Origin of the sequence: Leptolyngbya sp. FACHB-8, assembly GCF_014695575.1 — a bacterium.
Classification (GTDB): Bacteria; Cyanobacteriota; Cyanobacteriia; order Elainellales; family Elainellaceae; genus Vacuolonema.
The window spans coordinates 36,389-52,530 of record NZ_JACJOO010000006.1 but is presented as its reverse complement, the minus strand read 5'-3'; the positions used below and the strand labels follow the sequence as shown (position 1 = coordinate 52,530).

13 protein-coding genes and 1 pseudogene are annotated in these 16,142 nt (G+C 48.8%); 6 read left to right on the top strand and 8 right to left on the bottom strand.

Annotated features, from left to right (window positions below):
• The first annotated feature begins 191 nt into the window (after window positions 1-191).
• The 3 genes from phaA to H6F91_RS00345 all read left to right on the top strand — a co-directional run bounded on the left by phaA (window position 192) and on the right by H6F91_RS00345 (window position 3,096).
• Complete coding sequence (phaA, locus tag H6F91_RS00355; protein ID WP_190769912.1) at window positions 192-1,382, top strand: acetyl-CoA acetyltransferase PhaA; 1,191 nt, start codon at window positions 192-194, stop codon at window positions 1,380-1,382.
• Between the two features lie 38 nt (window positions 1,383-1,420).
• The gene (locus H6F91_RS00350) at window positions 1,421-2,143 is read left to right on the top strand and encodes an SDR family oxidoreductase (protein WP_190769911.1); all 723 of its coding nucleotides are present in this window, start codon (window positions 1,421-1,423) and stop codon (window positions 2,141-2,143) included.
• A 107-nt stretch (window positions 2,144-2,250) separates the two neighbouring features.
• Window positions 2,251-3,096: an alpha/beta hydrolase gene (locus H6F91_RS00345; RefSeq protein ID WP_190769910.1), complete on the top strand. Its 846-nt coding sequence runs from the start codon at window positions 2,251-2,253 to the stop codon at window positions 3,094-3,096.
• 242 nt (window positions 3,097-3,338) lie between these two features.
• On the opposite strand, the pseudogene H6F91_RS28455 reads toward H6F91_RS00345, so the two are convergent.
• The 4 genes and pseudogenes from H6F91_RS28455 to H6F91_RS00325 all read right to left on the bottom strand — a co-directional run.
• Window positions 3,339-3,810 (bottom strand): annotated as a pseudogene (locus H6F91_RS28455) (transposase); the annotation flags it as partial.
• A complete protein-coding gene (locus H6F91_RS00335) occupies window positions 3,791-7,615 on the bottom strand; it encodes a PAS domain-containing protein (RefSeq protein ID WP_277874348.1) in 3,825 nt (1,274 codons plus the stop codon). The gene H6F91_RS00335 and the pseudogene H6F91_RS28455, both read right to left, overlap by 20 nt.
• Window positions 7,616-8,443: 828 nt before the next feature.
• Window positions 8,444-8,857, bottom strand: a complete 414-nt coding sequence (locus tag H6F91_RS00330; RefSeq protein ID WP_190769908.1) for a pentapeptide repeat-containing protein — start codon at window positions 8,855-8,857, stop codon at window positions 8,444-8,446.
• 20 nt (window positions 8,858-8,877) lie between these two features.
• The gene (locus H6F91_RS00325; protein WP_190769907.1) at window positions 8,878-11,418 is read right to left on the bottom strand and encodes an ATP-binding protein; all 2,541 of its coding nucleotides are present in this window, start codon (window positions 11,416-11,418) and stop codon (window positions 8,878-8,880) included.
• A gap of 337 nt (window positions 11,419-11,755) precedes the next feature.
• Between H6F91_RS00325 and H6F91_RS00320 the strand changes: the two genes are divergently transcribed.
• Complete coding sequence (locus tag H6F91_RS00320) at window positions 11,756-12,136, top strand: hypothetical protein (RefSeq protein WP_190774920.1); 381 nt, start codon at window positions 11,756-11,758, stop codon at window positions 12,134-12,136.
• A 298-nt stretch (window positions 12,137-12,434) separates the two neighbouring features.
• Here the strand turns inward: H6F91_RS00320 and H6F91_RS00315 are convergent, their stop codons facing one another.
• Complete coding sequence (locus H6F91_RS00315) at window positions 12,435-13,142, bottom strand: DJ-1/PfpI family protein (protein WP_190774921.1); 708 nt, start codon at window positions 13,140-13,142, stop codon at window positions 12,435-12,437.
• A 97-nt stretch (window positions 13,143-13,239) separates the two neighbouring features.
• Between H6F91_RS00315 and H6F91_RS00310 the strand changes: the two genes are divergently transcribed.
• Window positions 13,240-13,953 carry a LuxR C-terminal-related transcriptional regulator gene (locus tag H6F91_RS00310; protein WP_190774922.1) on the top strand — a complete coding sequence of 238 codons (714 nt, stop codon included), beginning with the start codon at window positions 13,240-13,242 and terminating at the stop codon, window positions 13,951-13,953.
• Window positions 13,954-13,955: 2 nt separating this feature from the next.
• On the opposite strand, the gene H6F91_RS00305 is transcribed toward H6F91_RS00310, so the two are convergent.
• Together H6F91_RS00305 and H6F91_RS00300 are read right to left on the bottom strand one after the other, a co-directional pair.
• Window positions 13,956-14,411, bottom strand: coding sequence for an MFS transporter (locus H6F91_RS00305; protein WP_206754881.1), 456 nt, complete (start codon window positions 14,409-14,411; stop codon window positions 13,956-13,958).
• A 52-nt stretch (window positions 14,412-14,463) separates the two neighbouring features.
• Window positions 14,464-15,201 (bottom strand): SDR family oxidoreductase, encoded by a 738-nt coding sequence (locus H6F91_RS00300; RefSeq protein WP_190774924.1) that lies wholly within the window; start codon window positions 15,199-15,201, stop codon window positions 14,464-14,466.
• A 162-nt stretch (window positions 15,202-15,363) separates the two neighbouring features.
• Between H6F91_RS00300 and H6F91_RS00295 the strand changes: the two genes are divergently transcribed.
• On the top strand, window positions 15,364-15,690 hold the full coding sequence (locus H6F91_RS00295) for a winged helix-turn-helix transcriptional regulator (RefSeq protein ID WP_190774925.1): 327 nt from the start codon (window positions 15,364-15,366) through the stop codon (window positions 15,688-15,690).
• Window positions 15,691-15,840: 150 nt separating this feature from the next.
• Here the strand turns inward: H6F91_RS00295 and H6F91_RS00290 are convergent, their stop codons facing one another.
• Window positions 15,841-16,029, bottom strand: coding sequence for a hypothetical protein (locus tag H6F91_RS00290; RefSeq protein ID WP_206754880.1), 189 nt, complete (start codon window positions 16,027-16,029; stop codon window positions 15,841-15,843).
• Window positions 16,030-16,142 lie beyond the last annotated feature (113 nt).

Below are 16,142 nucleotides of genomic sequence, written 5' to 3'. Positions count from 1 at the left end.
AAGAATATCAGTCGCTCGCTCCAATTTCCATAGCTCCTAAAGGGGGACTAACCCCCTTATCTCCTAAAATTCTCGTGTTTGCTAAACGTCTGTTTAATACTTACAACAGACAGGCTTTATCTATTCACAATCTAGCCCGTTTCCAGGGCAACTGTATCCCAAATCATTCAACAACAGCAGGGTAAATGTGAATGCAAGAAGCCTACATTGTTTCAGCCGTACGGACACCTCTGGGTCGGTTTGGAGGAGCTTTAGCCGAATTCTCTCCAGTGGAATTGGGGGCGATCGCGATGGAGTCAGCCCTGAAGCAGGCCGGAGTTCCTAAAGAAGCCCTCGATCTCTACATCCTGGGTAATGTGTTGCGGGCAGGACATGGACAATCTCTGCCGCGTCAGGCGGCCTTTAAGACAGGAATTCCTAACACCGTCAATGGCTATGCCGTTGATATGGTCTGCTCATCAGGCATGATGAGCGTGATTAATGCCGCGACCGCTATTCGGTCAGGAGATGCAGAAATTGTGTTGGCTGGGGGCATGGAATCAATGTCTCAGGCCGGCTTTTTCCTCTCCCATCGTGCCCGTTGGGGGTACAAGACCTTGATGGGAACGCCAGAACCTGTCACAGATATTCTGCTCTACGACGGCCTCACCGATCCCACAACTGCCGAAGGCATGGGTACTCAGGCAGAACGTCTTGCCGCTGCCTATGGGGTCACACGGGCAGATTTGGATGAAGTGGCGTACAACTCGCAACAGCGAGCAGCGATCGCCACCGAACAAGGCTGGTTTCAATCTGAGATCACACCCGTTACGGTAACGAGTAAAAAAGGAACTCAGGTGATTGACCAGGATGAAGGCATTCGTACTGAAACAACTCTGGACAGTCTGGCAAAACTGAAACCGGCCTTTCAGGAGGATGGCGTATTTACCGCAGGCAATAGCAGTCAGATCTCTGATGGCGCAGCGGCTCTGGTGTTAGCCAGTCGTACAGCGGTGGAACGGTATGGCCTGAAGCCCATCGCCCGATTTATTAGTGGCGCCTGGGTAGGGGGAGAAGCGTGGCGGTTTCCAGAAGTGCCCATCCTGGCTGTCAACAAGCTGCTCGAAAAACTCAATTTGCGAATCTATGACTTTGACCTGTTCGAGAACAATGAAGCCTTTGCTTTGAGCAGTGTTTTGTTTCACCAAAAGCTAGGCATTCCCCATGAGAAGTTGAATGTCTATGGCGGCGCGATCGCCCTTGGTCATCCCATCGGGGCCTCCGGTGCGCGGATTATTGTGACCTTGTTGAACGCGCTGCAACAGCGGGGAGAAAGCATGGGATTAGCTGCCGTCTGTCATGGTACGGGTGGCGGAACTGCAATCGCCGTTGAGCGGCTTTAAACCATCATTAGTTATTTAGATGCAAGGGTGTTTGCAGAATGAAATTCTTAGGTTTAGAAGACAAAGTCATCCTGGTAACCGGCGGAAACCGGGGCATTGGAGCAGCGATCGTCCATCTATTACAGAGCTTAGGGGCAAAAGTTGCTTATACCTATCGCAACGAACCTCATCCTGAAATAGAAGCCTTTGCGGTACAGGCAGATGTTACCGATAAAACAGCCATGGAGATGGTTATTGAACAGGTTGAGCAGAAGTTAGGCATGATTTATGGCGTTGTCGCCAATGCAGGAGTAACGTGCGATCGCCTCTTTCACAAAATCACTAGTGATGACTGGGATACAGTAATTGACACGAATTTGAAAGGTGTTTATCACACCTTTTCACCCATTATTCCTAAACTCTATGAACAGGGTGAAGGTTCTCTGGTATCCATCACCTCTATTTCTGGAGAACGAGGAAATCTGGGACAAACAAACTACTCGGCCTCTAAATCTGCCCTTATCGGATTAACGAAATCTCTGGCGCGAGAAGCAGCTCGCTATGGGGTACGGGTTAATGCCGTTTCCCCTGGCTTCATTGAAACCGAAATGGTGCAGGCAATCCCTGACAAGGTAAAAGAGCGAATTTTGGCTGAAATTCCTCTCGGTCGATTTGGACAACCGGAAGAAATTGCCTGGGCCGTCGCTTTTCTACTCTCACCCATTGCCAGTCGCTATATTACGGGGGAAGTATTGCGGGTGAATGGTGCCCATCATACTTAACTCTTGGGCGGAATATTCGCCTCTGCCACTCCAAAAGAATTGCCCCATTCAGGTATTCAATACCCTGTCTTGTAGAAATAATGTCACTCCCACTGCCGTAACCAACCATGACCGTTCAAGAACACCACATCAACTTAAATGGCATCCCAACCCGTTTCTTCCAGACTGGCCAGGATGGGTTGCCTCTGGTACTGTTCCATGGAACCGGTGAGAGCGCTCTGGATTGGTCCTGGGTGCTGCCAAAACTGGGCGAGAGGTATCGTGTTTATGCCCCCGATTTACCCGGCACGGGTTATGGTTTAAAACCAATTCGAGACTATAGCATTGAGCTTTTCACGCAGTTTGCCAAAGACTTTTTGGATGCGATCGCCCTGGATCGCGTTGTCATCGGTGGCAACTCTCTGGGTGGATTGATTGCCCTAAACATTGCCCTGGCCCGTCCTGAGCAAGTGGCAGGTTTGATTCTGGTGGATAGCACAGGACTAGGAGAAGAGGTCAGTCCATTCCTTTCATCACTAACCCTGCCGTTATTCGGGGAGGTTGCTGTGGCTGGCTGCCAAACTCCGGTGGGAGCTGTGATGCGATCGCGCTCCCGTGCCGCTTTACAATTTGCCCATCCCGACCAAATTCCCAGGGAGTGGTACGCCGAGCAGCAACAATTAGCCCAAAACTTTGGCTTCCTGGAAGCAACCCTATCCGCCCTCCGTGCCCAACTTACTCCTACGAACCAACGAACGGTCATGCTGGAATCTCTGCCCCAGCTCCAAATGCCAACGCTTCTAGTTTGGGGTGAGCAGGACTTGATTTATCCCAGAACTCAGGCCGAAGAAGCGGTCAAACACATTCCCCAAGGTTACCTCAGCATCATTCCCGATTGCGGCCATGTAGCTCCCCTGGAGAAGCCCGACCACTTTGCCACCGTCCTCGACGAATTCCTGAGCAAACTTACTTAATATCGATGCTCTACGGGTGTTTTTCGTGCGCTTTGCACACAAAAAACATCTCAAGGCTTGTTGGGTGTGGTGTGCTTTGCACACCACACCCAACTTTAGTATTGCGGTACTTTGTGCTGCGATACTTCTCATACACAAAGGTTATGGCTTATAAAGACTGGAAAGAGCCACTGCAAAGTCTTAGAGAAAATCTTTCAACTCAAGAGTTACGCATTTTTCTTGTGTGTGGTGTGCGAAGCACATCACACACAAGAAAAATGCATTAAATATAGAGCTTCATAGTCCTTACTCAAGCGTCGAAAGCGATTAAGCCAACCAAAGGTACGTTCCACAATCACCGTTTCGGTAAACACTCAAAGGTTTTGTCTGTTCGCTCAATTACCTCCACTCACACCCCCTCTCCACACACTTGCTGTACAGCCTTGGCAAAGTTCTTCCCTGAATACCCTTGATCCACCCAGAGCACTTCTAATAACAAGTAAGGTTAAATGCACACAACAAAAAGCAAGGTGACGCTTTGCGTCACCTTGCTTTTTGTTGTGTGCATTTAACACGACATGATATAACTTGGAGAGTTTCTCTTTGGCCTGATCTAAAACAAGGACGGCTCCCAATCGCTCTGAGGTGTTAGCCTCTCACCAACAGTCCAATCACCAATCCTTGAGAATCGACGACGATATGCCGCTTACGGCCTTTAACCTTTTTGCCACCGTTTCAACTCCTTCTGATCCTCAAGTAGCCTCATGATGACAGTTAGTAGTTGAATGGGTTCGATAGGTTTCGGAATATGCATTTGAAAGCCGGCCGCTAATGCTTGTAGGCGATCGCCTTCTCTAGCATAGGCAGTCAATGCAGCCGCAGGAATTTGCCCACCACAGCCTGGAGGGAGCGATCGAATACGACGAATGAGCGTTAGCCCATCTTCATCGGGCATTCCCACATCACTGAGCAATACGTCAGGTTTATAAGTTTGCAGTAACTCCCAGGCTTCAGTAGCAGACGCTGCACTCGTAACCCCTGCGCCATATTGCTCCAAAGCCGCCTGTAAAAACTCGCGCGTATCCACTTCGTCATCGACGACCAGCACTCGGATATTAGATAGATCAAACGGTGCATCAATGATCGTTTGACGATACAGCCCCTGGTAACTCGTTGGCTGATCCTGAATAGAGGCTAGAAGGGGTAATTGAACCGTGAAAGTTGCCCCTTGCCCTTCTCCAGCACTATCAACGTAAATGCTGCCGCCATGTAATTCGACTAAATTTCGCACGATCGCCAATCCTAATCCCAGCCCACCCTGGGTACGCGTCGTGGTTGCATCCTCTTGCCGGAACCGTTCAAAGACATACGGCAAAAAGTCTGGAGAAATTCCCTTACCCGAGTCAGCGATTTGAATCTGAATCGTCTGATGAGCAAGACCAACACGTACATCAATTTGACCGCCAGCAGGGGTGAATTTGACAGCATTCGAAAGCAGATTCCAGGCCACTTGTTGTAATCGATCAGGATCACCAGAAACAATGACCAGATCGCGGGTCGAGTGAAATGCGAGGGTAATGGATTTGTTTGCGGCAGCCGGACGAATGGTATCCATCGCTGCCTGAATACAGGGGATCAAATTCGTTGGACGGAGATCCAGCCGAATCTTTCCACGAATGATACGGGAGATGTCGAGTAAGTCTTCAATTAACTGAGTTTGCGCTTGAGCATTTCGCTCAATGGAAGCCAGTGCCTGCTCTGTTTTCTGGGGGTCAAAGGCACGGGTACGGAGCAGGCGAGACCATCCCAGAATTGCACTGAGGGGCGATCGCAACTCGTGCGAAACCACCGCCAAAAATTCGTCCTTCATCTGGCTAACCCGTTCCAGTTCCATACGGGCTGCCCGCTCACGGTCGAGGGCTCGGGCTCGTTCTTCGATTAATAATTTTTGATCATGAATATCAGTCGAAGACCCAAACCATTTCACCATCTGGCCACTCTGATCGCAAAGCGGCAGAGCCTGGGATAAATGCCAGCGATACTCCCCATCGCTTGCTCGACGTAGACGATGCTCGGTGGCAAATAGCGTACCTGTTGCCAAAGCATCTTCAAAAGCTTTGATGGTATTGGGAACATCATCTGGATGCATCATTTGATGCACCCCAGTGCCATGGGCCTGTTCTAACGACAATCCAGTGTAGTCGTACCAACGCTGATTGCAATAGTCGTGATACCCATCTGGCCGAATTACCCAGAAGAGTTGGGGCATCGTGTCTACCAGGGTACGGAACATAAATTCGCTCTCTTGTAGAGCCGCTTCCGTTTGTTTGCGATCGCTAATATCAAACAGGATTCCTAACATACGCTTGGGTTGCCCATTACTGCCGTAATGAAAACGACCATAGGACGATACCCAATGCACACTTCCATCGGGCCAGATCACCCGATATTCATCCGAATAGTCCCGCTTTTCCTCCATTGCTTGACGAAGCGTGAGCTTAGCAGCCGATAAATCCTCGGGGTGTACCCGCTCGCACCACTCCTGATAAGTTCGTTGTGGGGTTCCCGGTTCATATCCCAAAATCATTTCATGGTAGGGCGTCCAAATAACTGCATTGGTGCGTAAATCCCAATCCCAGCAACCAATACGAGCCGCATCAAGGGCGAGTTCCAGACGTTCCTGGCTTTCCTGCAGAGATGCTTCCGCTTGTTTCCGGATCGCTTCGCTCCGTTTCAGTTGAGTAATATCTGCTACTGTTCCTGACATCCGATACGGTTCTTTTGCGGCGTTACAGAAGCATTGCCCCCGTGCCAATATCCATCGCATGGTGCCATCTGGCCAAAAGGTGCGATACTCTTGCTCAAATTCACCGCTGTTACGTAACGCATCCAGTGTGGCCGCAATAACGCGCTCACGGTCGTCTGGATGAAGGGCATGGATATGCCCTTCATACGTAATGGGAAAATCGGATGGAAAGCCAAAAATTTCTTTACAGCGGTCGTCCCAGGTTAACTGTTGTGTTTGTAAATTCCAATCCCAAATGCCTTGTTTTGCGCCTCTCAAGGCCAGTTGTAGCCGTTCCTCACTCTGTTGAAGCGCAGCTTCTGCCTGCTTGCGGGATGTGATGTCCAGAAATGCACCAATTACGCCACGAATTTCTCCGGATTCATATCTGACAGGAACAGCTTTGCCATAGAGGGAACAGACATCACCGTCTTCAAAAACAAACTCAAATTCCCCTGAAACTAATTGTCCCGTACGTCCTGCTAATTGCATTGGCAAGTCATTCGGACCAACGTCCTGGCCAGCCTGTTGAATTTTGAACTGGAAAGGATATTCACCATCGGATGGAGTCGCTGTCATCACGGAATCGGGCGATCGCCGCATCATTTCATAAGCAGCTCGGTTTGGCGTGACATGATGACACTGAGGATCATGAGCAATCCAAACACCCGCTGGAACTGCTTCCATAAAGGCTTCTAGCTCTGCTGCCCTGGCTCGTGCTGTTGCCTCACTTTGCCTCAGAGCCGCTTCTGCCTGTTTCCGTTCACGAATGTCGGTCGTGCTACCCACGACCCGCACCACTCGTCCCGTTGCATCCCGTAGGATCAGTCCCTGATCATGCACATCGATATACTCGCCCTGCTGATTGCAAACTCGATACTCGAGGCTATAACGTTCGTCCTGCTGGAGAGCCTGCTGCAATTTGTGTCTGGTAGCCTCGACGTCTTCTGGATGAATAAGCTGCATCCACCACGCGCTTTCTGCACCGATCGCCTCTTCCGAGAAGCCAAACAAATGACTCATCCCCTCACTGCGGTCTACCCGGTCGTGTTCCAGATCCCAGTCATACACTGCCGCATTAATGGCTGCCATGGCTAAACGAAACCGCTCATTGGCTTGAGTCAAAGCCTGCTCAGTTTGTTTGCGTTCTGTCACATCCACCCCAACACCCCAGGTTGCCCATCCGGGTACAGAACATGCGGCTGCAATATTCGACCAGGCAATTGTCCGAGTACTGCCATCCTTACAGGTCAGATCCCACTCCCAGTTACGGTAGTCATCTCCGCGTTGATTCCATTGGGCAGTTTGCTGCTGACAATATTGAGAATTCGGATAAAGTTGCTCCATAATGCCAACATTGCCAATGACCTCTGCTGCGGTATATCCAGTGATACGCTCACATTCCTGATTCCAGGCAATGATAGTGCCAGCGTCATCAAAGGCATCAAGCATAACGGGCATATTTTCTAGAATGGAGCGCAGACGAGCCTCACTGTGGCGCAATTCCTCCTCAATCTGCTGGCGAGCGCTCACATCCCGCCAAGTCGCGACAAAACCATCTCCCAGTTTTGCAACTCGAATGTCAAAGGCTCGGGCTAAACGGCATTCTCCATCCTGATCCTCATAAAACAGAGCATTTTTCACGAGTGGCTGCCCAGTCTCAACAACCCGACAATACTCGTCAAATAGGCCGCTGCCTCGATGGACGGGTAGCAGTTCACATAGCCCTTTTCCCACTTGCTCCTCAAGCGTCATTTGATGATTCAAGCAGGCCGACTGGTTCACAAACTGGACTCGAAAATCCAGGATCTGCCCCTGCTCATCCCGGATGGCAGTGTAAATTCCAAAGCAATCCAGCATCGTCTCAATGGAGGTGCGAAATCGCGCCTCACTGTCCTGGAGTTGCTGGTTCACAGACAAAAGCTGATGGCTCAGGGACTGTACCTTTTCATTAAGCACAGCAGGTGGTGTAGGAGCAGCGCTTATGCGACGTAGAAGCAGTATTGTTGTCACCAGGCCAAACAATCCGATCGCGCCGACTCCACTACTTAAGACAATTAGCCAATCTGATGAGGAGCACCCAGAAGCGATCAGTTGTGATAAGCCAAGCAGCCCTGTTCCATAAATGAGGAGCGATAGGAGGTTCGCCAGGGAGACGAAACGGTTGTTTTGAGCCATATTAAGGGGCGCAATCTAGTGAAGAGACTTGATTGCTTTAGAGGGAAAAAATAGAGATAAGGGATAATTTATGACTTTAGGCAGACCTACAACGACTACCTAAGGAGAGATATCGCCTTTCTCTACCCAGAAAAAAGTACTCTACTCACATCTCGTATTCTAAAACCCAAACTTAGAACCGTTGTTTTTTCGTCGCTTCACGACGAAAAAACAACGGTTCTGAGTTTGGTGCAAGATATGGAATCACCTGCCATTCCTTTTAAGAAGGGGGGCGGCTTAGCCCCTCTCCTAAAAAATGACTTTTAAAACCCTAATACGCTGAGGCGGAAATCCATCACCTATGTTTTGTGTGGGGTGCTTCGCACCCCACACAAAACATAGGTTGTGAACTTAGGCCGCAGCCTACTAGGCTATTGAGTTGCACTGAGAACCATCAGGCATGGTGGCACCAAGCAGAAAAGCGTCCGTCAGGTTAGCCCCGTCTAAATTAGCCTCAAACAAGAAGGCATGACATACGTTAGCTTCTAGCAAGATGGCACCTGTTAGTCTCGCTGCACTCAGTTGTCCTTCCGTCAGGTTTGATTTCAGTAGGACGGCACGTTCGAGATTTGCTTCCGTAAAATTAGCTCGCGCCAAATTGGCCTCCCGCAGGTTGGCCTGGGTAAGATTGGTACGGCTCAGGTTGGCATCTGCCAAGTTTGCACGGCTCAAATTAATTCCTGCCAAATCTGCGCCTGATAGATCAACCCTTGCCAGGTTAACCGCCTCAAACTCTCGTTCTCCAGCGGCATATCGTTGTAATAACTCTTCCTTAGTCATGGATCACTTGCTCCTTGCACCTACATATCTTGGCTTTGTCTCGCGATCGCTCCAACCATCATGGCCAGATCCTCTGCTGGGCTCTGCCGTGAAAGACACGCTTGAAAACCTAACGCTAATGCCTGCGCCCGTTGTTTGCTGCTACAAGCGGTAAGGGCGATCGCGGGCAAACAGTTACCCCGCTCAGCGGCAAAAACTTTGGTCTTAGCCAGCAGCTTCACTTCCCCAGGCCCAATCGTTTGTCGTAAATGAACCACGAGAACATGAGGATTAAAGGGTTCTAAAATCTGTATCCCATCAGCTGCCGAAGCGACACCCATCACCTCAGCTCCATCCTGCTCCAGTTGCATAAAGAGATCATCCTGTTGGAGCTCGTCATCCAGCAGTAGAACGCGAAGACCCTCCAGAATAGGAGATTCTTCGGCTAGCAGCGGCTCATGGATTGAATTGGCAATGGTCGTTACAGAAGCCTCAGGAATGGCGAGATGGCTTATAACAGGCAAGTTGACCACAAATGTAGCTCCTTTGCCGTTTCCTTCACTCCATGCCTGAATTGTTCCTCCATGCAATTCGATGAGATGCTGCGTTAATGACAACCCCACACCCAACCCTTCATAGGAGCGCGTTTTGGAACTATCCGCTTGTCGGAAGGGATCAAAAATATACGGTAAAATATCTGGAGAAATGCCTTTGCCCGTGTCGCGCACTGTCAACTGTAGAGCTTGTTCCACGGGGCGTAGACTAATTTCTATATGACCTTTGGGTGGCGTGAACTTAATAGCGTTAGATACAAGATTCCAGATCACCTGACGCAAATAACGTCCGTCTCCTTGAATTGGAGCCAATTCTTCATCAATATCACTGACCAACTCAACCCTTTTAACGGCTGCTGCAAGGTTTAGGGATTGGAGGGTTTCTTGAACGATGTCGTCCAATTTGACCAAACCGGGCCGCAATTGCAATTGGCCAGTCACAATTCGGGAAAGGCTCAACAGGTCATACACGAGTTGGGTCAGTTTTCCTGCCTTCTGCTCAATCACCTCCAGGGCTTGTTCCGTTGTTCTTTGACTCAGTTGGCGATGGTGAAGCATCTGCGCCCATCCAGTAATTGCGTGGAGAGGCGATCGCAGTTCGTGGGAGAGGGTCATCAGGAACTCGTCCTTGAGTCGACTGGCCTCCTGGGCCTGCTGATACAAATGTGCATTATCGATGGCGATCGCGGCCCGCTGCGCTAAATCCCCTGCCACGGCCAGGTCGAGCATATCGTATTGGCGGTCTGACTCGGCCATTGCCAGCGTCAGGGTACCAAATTTTTGCCCTCGTGCAATGAGGGGCACGATCATCAGCGATTGTGGTGCAAGTTGATGATAAATGTTTAAAGTTTGAGCATCATGCGCCAATAACTCCAGGTCCGAAAGGTCGGAGATTAACAAGGGTTCTCCAGTTTGCAACACCTGTTTCATGGCAGTGCTGCAATTTCTAGAAGAAACCAGGCCAGGTTCCAGGCCATTAATTAGGGATTGCTTATACTCATTACTGTGGCAGGCAACGATAGGATGCAGGTTACCGTCATCCTCATATTTGTGAAGAAGGCAGAAGTCTGCCAGGAGGGGAACTGTCAGCTGTACTACATTCGTCAGCGTTGTCTCGTAATTGAGAGAACTGGCCAGGACTTGGCTAGCACGGGCAAGAAATAGACAACGCTGATGGGCGAATTCAGCCTGGCTACGAGACGCTTGCGCCTGTTGCAATAGCTTGCTCCGCTCCTGCTCCATATGTTTGCGAGCGGTGATGTCCTGAAAAAAGATGGACAACCCCCGATTGGAGGGATAGAGGGTAACTTCAAACCAACGATCTAAGCCAGGAAACACAGTTTCTACCTGCAAAGAGGTAGCCTGATGAACAGCCTCGTAACAGCTTTGATAGAATTCTGAATCTATTAGAGACGGATAAACATCCCAAATTCCTCGACCGAGCAATTCACTGGCATGCTTCTGTAATAATTGTTCAGCCCGACGATTAATATAAGTGAACTTCCATTGAGTATCAACGGCATAAAATCCATCGGTAATACTTTCTAGTAGGAAAGCAAAGGCTTCGTTTGTCGCTTGTAGGGCTTCTTCTGCCTGCTGTCGTTGCAGAGCTTGTTTCTCTAGTTCTGTGCGAGTGTGCTCAAGTTGAACCACTTGTTCTGCAATTTGCTGGGATAGCACATTACAAGTTTGCTGCAATTCGGTTTCCTTCTGCTTCCAAGGAGTAATGTCCTGGTGCAGTATGAGAATACCTTCGGGGATAGGATATGCTCGTACTTCTAAATACCCCGAGGACATATAAAAAGACTGAAAACGAACCGCTACTTGCTCTGTTAAAACCCGATTTAATTCATGAAAACAAGCTGAGTTTTTCGCTTCTGGGTAGACGTCCCACAGAACTTGATCCAAAAGCTCCTCAGGCAGACGACCAATGATGTTAGCTTCTCGCTGATTGACAAACTTTAAACGCCAGGTGCGATCGCAGATTGCAATACCATCTGAAAGAGCATCAAGAACATGGAGTATCATCAGACCATACAGTTTACTAATGAGAAGGCATTCAGTAAAACAGAAAACCCCTGGCAACAGCAAATAACGTTAAAGAACGTTAATGCTAGTTAATTTAGCGAGTGTCTTTAAAGAAAACATCTCCCCTTCTCCATATTCTTTCACGGCCAAAATGTTCTTCTGGTCAGCCTTGAGAGCGACCTGAACAAATAGCAAAGGCATACCCCACTTTTTTTTCCAATTCAGTGCTCCTCCTCCCTTAGAGGTATCCAAATTGAGTTAAAAGCATTAGAGTTATCAGCAAATGAAACGTATTTCGATAGGATAGGGGCAGTAACGTTTTCTGAAGTGGTGCCAGATGACGGATCAACCTTCCCTTTTCCTCAAGAAGGAGTGGCAGGACATTACGGTTGAATATGGTCTGCTCGAGAGCGTGGGAGATTTTGAGTTTGCCATGCCCAAACACGCGATTAGTGTGGCATTTATCCCGCACGATCGCGTTACATGGTCTGTTGATGGCAGAAAACAAACCACTGCTTTGCCTGCGGGGAGTGCGTTTTTGTATAGCGATCGCGAGTTTGTATGGCATCATCGGGAGAAGGCGAGTGAGTACGTCACCCTTTACCTTGATCCGGATTATTTGAAGCAGACGGCGGTAGAAAACAATTTGCCTTCTGAGACAAGACTGACGCATCGGGTGATTTTTCCCGACCCCACTATTACACAAGTTACTCACTGATTCAAAGGTGAACTGTTGAATGAGGGACTGGGCGGAAATCTTTTTGCGGAATCGCTAAAAAACCTGTTGACCGTTCATCTGTTACGCAATTGCTGTGAATCCGGAACACCGCAGAAAAAGCTCGTTGTTTCAGGCCGAGCGCTCAATGCTATAAGGACATAGCGAACCCAACTATCCAGAACAAGTGACAAAGTTAATTCTCAAATCTTTGGGAGTTAATAACGATGATGCGAATGTGATCGCGTTCAAAGCTCTAGAACCTTTTCCAGAGGAGTAATCTGTTAATCGCCAATAGATTTCAACGATTCAATTTGTTTTCCGTGTTTAGATGAGCAGCAACCTTCTGTGTCTGAACCAAGAACGTATCCAGAAGCGGTTTACCAAGCTGTATGAGCGATCGCACAACCTCCTCACCTGCTGTCTCCGGAGTACCCGCGTTAGAAGGTGGTTCAGGGTGGTATTCCATCATGAGTTGAGTCATCTTTGCAACTTGCTCTCCGCACAGTAACCCCAATAAGGTCAAGCCAAAATCAATCCCTGAAGTGACTCCTGCCCCTGTGATTCGGTTGCGATCGATCACCACTCGTTGCGGGACAACCTCAACGCCGAGCATCGCCAGTTGTTCTCGAAATGCCCAATGACACGTAGCTTGGTAACCTTGCAGTAGACCCGCCGCCGCTAAAATCAGTGAGCCTGTACAGACGCTCGTAACATATTGGGCTGTGATGCTTTGTTGCCTCAAAAAGTTTAAGATTTCAGCATCTTGCATCACCTCGACTTGCCCAATGCCACCCCCAGGAACACAAATCACGTCTAACGGTGGACACTCCGCTAGAGTCGTCGTTGGAGTCAGAATCAACCCTTCATTGCTGACCACAGAAGCCAATGTTTTCCAAATGAGATGCACCTGCGTATTGGGTGGAAATGCCAGAACTTGATAAGCACCCATCACATCCAGCTGAATGACTCCGGGATAGATCAAAAAGCCGATTTGTAGCTGATTCATGATTCCACAGTTGCCTAAGGTGTCTTGATTGTGAAACATTGTAGGGAGAGCTTCTCGGCTTAGATAGTCCTCAAGTGGGTACACTTTCAGTACAACAATGGCGCGTTCTCTACACCCTTTGTTTCAAGCGATCGCCACAGCCTCTACCGAGGCGGCGTTGCGCCATCAATTTATGGATGGCGTTAGCGACTATTTTGGGGTGCAACGATGGGGCATTTACCTTCTAGACGATGAGAAGCATCTAGCCAGTTTTGATGTCGTTGGGGTTTCTGACGCTTTTGTAGAGCGATATGAGCAAATTGGCAGAACCGTTGATCCAGTATTGCAGTACGTTCTGGAGAATCACGCTCCAGCCCACGAGGAGTTAGTGTTACCAATAGGGATGTGGAAGCAAAGTGAACTATATCAGCGATGTTGTGCTGAGTATGACCATGAGCACATCATGACAGGACCAATCGTGGGAAATGGTCAGTTGATTGGTACAGTTCACTTTGCTCGTGTAGGGCATACACCTGCCTTTAATCTTCACGAGTTGGCAAACTTGGGAGCTGTTTGCACCCATCTCTCTACCTGTCTTGCTGGGCTACGAAAACCATCCTTACCCCCTTCAAGCTTATCCCACCGTCTTACGCCACGCGAAGTTCAAATTGCCAAGCTGGTTGCTAAAGGGTTAACCAATGCTGAGATTGGGGCAGAACTTTGGATTACTCAGAATTCGGTGAAACAGGCGTTGAAGCGGATGTTTCGGAAGCTAGAGGTTTCTGCCCGTACAGAAATGGTCGCAAAGTTGAGAGATATCCTGCAAGAATAAGTTTACTGCCAACGCCAACCGAATCCCAGTGCGATCGCTCCCATTGCAGCCATCAATCCACCTGCCAATCGATAGGTCACATCTAAACCAACAACGCTGCTCAAAGGTTGGCTGAGAATGGGCGAAACAAACTGACCGAGAAAAAATGCTGTCGTTAATCCGCCCAACACTCGACCTCTGAAACTTGCAGGAGCTACTGAGGTTAAGCAAACATTGATATTGGGCATCAGTAAGCCTAGCCCCGCTCCAGCAATGGCTAATCCCACTAAAACCATTGCGTAGGTAGGCGAAATGCTAATGACGAGGTAGCCAACCGCCATTGCCAGAAATGCGATCGCGTAAATGCCTATGAATGACAATCTCGCCTTGATTTGTTTGTAAGCGATGGCACTGGCCGCACTAAGCAATGTAGCAAGGGCGATCGTCGCTCCTGCCATGACTGTGAGGCTACTACTCAAAAGCAGCGTTGCTTTGACAAGAAGAGTGTTTGCTTTGAGGGGCATAAATGGATTAACTTGCTAAAATGCCTGCCATCCATTTTTCAACAGCTTTCGGGTTTTGAAGTAACTGAGCCTGCATCTCCTGTGCTTGTTCACCAGGATAAACATCCTCAACCTCATCAATAACTGCCTGAAGTGCTGCCCGCACGACCTCTTCAGGCACGACTTTGGGCGGTGGAAAATCCTTGCTCATCCCGGTGTCTACTGTTCCGGGCATCACCCCAACCACCAATGTTTTTTGTGAGGCAAGCTCAGCTCGAAGCCCCTGTGTTGCCAGTAGAGCTGCTGCTTTAGATGCACAGTAAGACGCATTCAACGGAAAATTAATCTTTGCCAGGATGGTGAGCATATTGACGATCGCCCCACCCCCGTTAGCTCTCAAAATTGGAGCGAACGCCAAACACATTCGCAATGTACCGAGGTAGTTGACCTCAATCTCCGATCGTACCTTGTCAAAGTTAATATCCGCAACTAACCGCTGATTGAACCCCACTCCGGCATTATTGATGAGAAGATTCACATCCAAGTACGTCTTAGCTGCGGTCTCAACCGAAGCTTCATCCGTAATATCGAGGGGAATGGGAATGATGCGATCGGGGTCTGTTGCAACAATGTCCTTCAAGCTATCTGGATTGCGTGCCCCTGCATAAATTCGACTGGCTCCAGCCGCTTGTAAGCCTTGGATGTAGTATTGCCCAATGCCACCGTTTGCACCGGTCACTAATGCGATCGCACCTTGAACTTGCATTGTGTCTTATCCTCATGGGGATGTTATTTGTCATTGGTGATTTGCCATCCTGAGCAAGCAAGACCCATGACCAACGACCATGACCAGGGTATACTCCTACTAACTTTTTCGGAAGTACTTACTTTTTTGTAAGCTCCCTTAAGAAATCGGAAAGTAGCCTAGATGACCAATGCACCCACCCAAGGCACTGTGTTTGTACAAACCACCCTAAAAGTGTTAGGTGGAAAATGGAAAATTTTGATCCTGTGGCATCTCAAAGATGAGAAAAAGCGATTTAGTGAACTCAAACGATTGATGCCAGAAATCACAGAAAAGATGTTGATTCAACAATTGAGAGAGCTAGAAAAAGATGAAATTGTGAATCGCAATGTCTATTCAGGAGTGCCACCTAAAGTAGAATACTCATTTACAGAGTATGGTCTGACGCTCAAACCTGTGCTGCAAGTACTTTGTAATTGGGGAGAAAATCACTTGAAGCGTAGTCAATAAAGCAATACTATCAATCCGAGAAATGGTAATTGTCGGGGTGAGCAGTGCTATCTCTGTAGCGCTTGTGGGAAGCAATTTGTCGCTCAATAACCCAATAGCAGTTAGAACTATGGCAATGTGTTCTGCTTGTGACAGGGGCGATCGCTCCATTTACAAAGAAGCAATACGCCGCAATATCTTATCTCCGATCGCAGCATACCGTGGGTTACCAACTAATCCCGTATCCAGTAGGATGGCACCAAAGAATACTGCCCATCCTTTAGCACGTTGCAGAGTTGCTTCAGAAGCACTGTATTCTACAGTAATCTGTTGACGCACTTTTGCATCAGCAAAGAGCATCCAGATTGCCGCCAAGTCTGTTGCACAATCTCCTGCTGTGATATCTCCCCAATCAATATGCCTGTGATCACGCCCTTTTCAACCAACACATTGCAGGGATGGAGATCGCCATA

Excerpts from the sequence above, each read along its gene's own strand:
- phaA (WP_190769912.1), top strand. The coding sequence starts at position 192 with ATGCAAGAAGCCTACATTGTTTCAGCCGTACGGACACCTCTGGGTCGG.
- H6F91_RS00350 (WP_190769911.1), top strand. The coding sequence starts at position 1,421 with ATGAAATTCTTAGGTTTAGAAGACAAAGTCATCCTGGTAACCGGCGGA.
- H6F91_RS00345 (WP_190769910.1), top strand. The coding sequence starts at position 2,251 with ATGACCGTTCAAGAACACCACATCAACTTAAATGGCATCCCAACCCGT.
- H6F91_RS00335 (WP_277874348.1), bottom strand. The coding sequence starts at position 7,615 with ATGACGCTTGAGGAGCAAGTGGGAAAAGGGCTATGTGAACTGCTACCC.
- H6F91_RS00330 (WP_190769908.1), bottom strand. The coding sequence starts at position 8,857 with ATGACTAAGGAAGAGTTATTACAACGATATGCCGCTGGAGAACGAGAG.
- H6F91_RS00325 (WP_190769907.1), bottom strand. The coding sequence starts at position 11,418 with ATGATACTCCATGTTCTTGATGCTCTTTCAGATGGTATTGCAATCTGC.
- H6F91_RS00320 (WP_190774920.1), top strand. The coding sequence starts at position 11,756 with ATGACGGATCAACCTTCCCTTTTCCTCAAGAAGGAGTGGCAGGACATT.
- H6F91_RS00315 (WP_190774921.1), bottom strand. The coding sequence starts at position 13,142 with ATGAATCAGCTACAAATCGGCTTTTTGATCTATCCCGGAGTCATTCAG.
- H6F91_RS00310 (WP_190774922.1), top strand. The coding sequence starts at position 13,240 with ATGGCGCGTTCTCTACACCCTTTGTTTCAAGCGATCGCCACAGCCTCT.
- H6F91_RS00300 (WP_190774924.1), bottom strand. The coding sequence starts at position 15,201 with ATGCAAGTTCAAGGTGCGATCGCATTAGTGACCGGTGCAAACGGTGGC.
- H6F91_RS00295 (WP_190774925.1), top strand. The coding sequence starts at position 15,364 with ATGACCAATGCACCCACCCAAGGCACTGTGTTTGTACAAACCACCCTA.
- H6F91_RS00290 (WP_206754880.1), bottom strand. The coding sequence starts at position 16,029 with ATGCTCTTTGCTGATGCAAAAGTGCGTCAACAGATTACTGTAGAATAC.